A 2,500-nucleotide genomic window follows, 5' to 3' on the forward strand; every position below is an offset into this window, starting at 1 on the left:
AGAGTCGGTTTCGAAACTCATGACTGGCGGGCCAGTCGCCTCACGAGGAGCATGACCGAGGCGGCGTAAAGGAAGGTGGCTGCTGAATTGATGGTGGCCTCGAAGTCCTTTGCCAGGCGCCGGTTGCGGCAGATCCACGCAAAGAAGCGCTCGACCACCCATCTGCGTGGCAAGACGGCAAAGCCGACCTGATCCGGGGGCTTCTTGACGATTTCGACGATGATGTTGGTGGCGGTGGTCACGCGCTCATGATTGTAGCCGCCATCGGCCCATACATGTTTGATGAAGGGGAGCAGAGGGCGCGAGATCTGTAGCAGTGGTCCGCCGCTGTCTCTGTCCTGGATGTCGGCCGGATGCGGCTCGACCAGTAGCGGCCGCCCATCGGTATCGACCAGTGCATGGCGCTTGCGCCCTTTGATCTTCTTTCCTGCATCGTAGCCACGCGGGCCGCCGGCTTCGGTGGTTTTGACGGATTGGCTGTCGATTATGGCTGCGGACGGACTGGCCTCGCGGCCGGCGCGCTCACGGTCCATCATGACCAGGGCATGGTTGATCTTCTCAAAGACCGAGCCGTCGCGCAATGCGGCGAACCACCGATAGACGGTCGGCCAAGGCGGAAAGTCCGAGGGTAGGAGACGCCAAGTGATGCCGCCGCGCAGGACGTAGAAAATTGCGTTGATGATCTCGCGCATCGGCCAGGCCCGGGGCCGCCCCGTTCTACAGGCCGCAGGCAGGTGCGGCTGGATCAGGCGCCACTCCACGTCCGTCAGATCGGTCTGGTATCGCGTGGCACGACGGTTATGCTGTTCACGGGTGGTCGGGGTCCACATGACATTCTCCATGCAGGTCAGCAAACCGCTTGGAATCATGCCAACCTCGACCGCTCAACCCCTTTCGAAACGGCCTCTTAGTCAGATGGACCAAAAAGGCGGTCGTGCTCAGCGACCTGAGAATAACGTAAAGACCGCGCGGCAGCGAGAAAAGGGCCAGCCTCGCAAGGCTGACCCGAGTGCTCAAAGTACTAAAGCTGGTGCATTTCGGCCAGTAAGCATCTCGAAATCCAGCGATGCTGGCTCACTTGCACCATTTGCAAGGCCGTCGTCTATCCAGGCGAGCAATGCAGCACTCTCTGCTGGAACCGATGCAGCCATCATATGCTCCACAAGTTCCTCGGTTGAGACTTGGACTGCAGTGTATGGGCGCCCCCGACAAGCGGAGGCCAGTGCTGCCAGTTCCGGCATCGAGATAGCCTTAGGTCCAGTGATATCCAGAGTGCGCCGACCCAAAAAATCGTCCGACACGGCAACTGCAGCAGCATCGGCACATTGTTGGCGCGTTACATAGGCTACGCCGCCTGCGCCCGCAGCATGGACAAAACGACCATCGGCATCAGCGCGTTCAAGAAATTGCAGCGCCAGATCATCATAGAAGGCGTTGCGCAAAATCGAGTAGCCGATTCCGCTCTCTTGAAGCATTGCCTCGGTCGCGACGTGATCGGCGGTCAGGGCCGACAAAGGACTGCTGTCTGCCTTTAAAAACGACGTGTAGACGATGTGACTGACGCCTGCGGCGAGTGCTGCGTCTATTGCTGCTCGATGCTGACGTTCTCGCCTGCCATCGGGACTCAGAACGTTGCTACTGATGAGTATGAGCCGGTCCACCCCGGCTAGGGCATCGACAAGACAGGCGGCTTCATCGAAATCCGCAAAGCGCGGCTCCACATCGCTGGAAACCCCGATCAGCGCGTCTGGAGTCCGGCTGAGCAGGACGAGTGGTTGTTTGGTGATGGTTCGAAGCGACTGGACGATCATGCGGCCCAGCTTTCCGCTGGCGCCGGATATAGCAATTGATGTCATTTGAAAACTCTTCTGATGATGACAATACGACGGCTCACCCCGCAAAAGCGGCGGCCAAGCTGTCAGTGATCGATCAGAAAAAAAATCTTGTCACAACGGACTTATCGAATAGCTTGGCTTGTGGGTCAAGAGCACATGACTCGCCAATATTCCCTCGGGTTTCACCGTCTGCTCTCAGGAACGTCTATTGCTACCGGCGATAACCATACTTGCGTCGACAGCAGCCTGTGGCCATGGGAACCGTAGCAGGAAGCTCAACCAGCGCAGTTTCACTATCTCTCTGGAAGAACAAGTCCCCTGGGACCAACTGCTTCGAGCCATCGTCCGGTCGCCGAGCTTTTCGCCACATGCAACGCTACCTCTACACCGGCGCGTGACACTCAAGGTAGCGAGAGCGGCTCGCGACAATGACCCTGCGCAAGCAGCGCGCCCGGCCTTTCCGGCACAACACACCCGTGCTAACCATTGACGAAAGGTTAGGACAGAGAGGCCTTCTCATGCTGCGTACCGCCATCATCGGGTTGTTTTTTTGCGCTCTCGCCGTTCCCGCCTCGGCCCAGGTCATGGATAGTTACTATGCCACGATAGCCGAAGCCGACCGACACAACTCTTCGGGCGCACGGCTGTCCTCACCAGGCGCCGTG

Annotated in this window: 2 protein-coding genes; both read right to left on the reverse strand. The window is 58.8% G+C overall.

Annotation, left to right across the window (positions count from 1 at the left end):
- Nucleotides 1-17: 17 nt before the first annotated feature.
- Complete coding sequence (locus tag EO136_RS16040) at nt 18-830, reverse strand: IS5 family transposase (RefSeq protein WP_127142346.1); 813 nt, start codon at nt 828-830, stop codon at nt 18-20.
- 183 nt (nt 831-1,013) lie between these two features.
- Complete coding sequence (locus EO136_RS16045; RefSeq protein ID WP_127145408.1) at nt 1,014-1,856, reverse strand: NAD(P)H-binding protein; 843 nt, start codon at nt 1,854-1,856, stop codon at nt 1,014-1,016.
- Nucleotides 1,857-2,500 lie beyond the last annotated feature (644 nt).

The organism is Pelagibacterium montanilacus, from assembly GCF_003992665.1.
GTDB classification, from domain to species: Bacteria; Pseudomonadota; Alphaproteobacteria; order Rhizobiales; family Devosiaceae; genus Pelagibacterium; species Pelagibacterium montanilacus.

Bases quoted from the DNA above. Each gene is read 5' to 3' on its own strand.
- EO136_RS16040 (WP_127142346.1), bottom strand. From the start codon at position 830: ATGTGGACCCCGACCACCCGTGAACAGCATAACCGTCGTGCCACGCGA.
- EO136_RS16045 (WP_127145408.1), bottom strand. From the start codon at position 1,856: ATGACATCAATTGCTATATCCGGCGCCAGCGGAAAGCTGGGCCGCATG.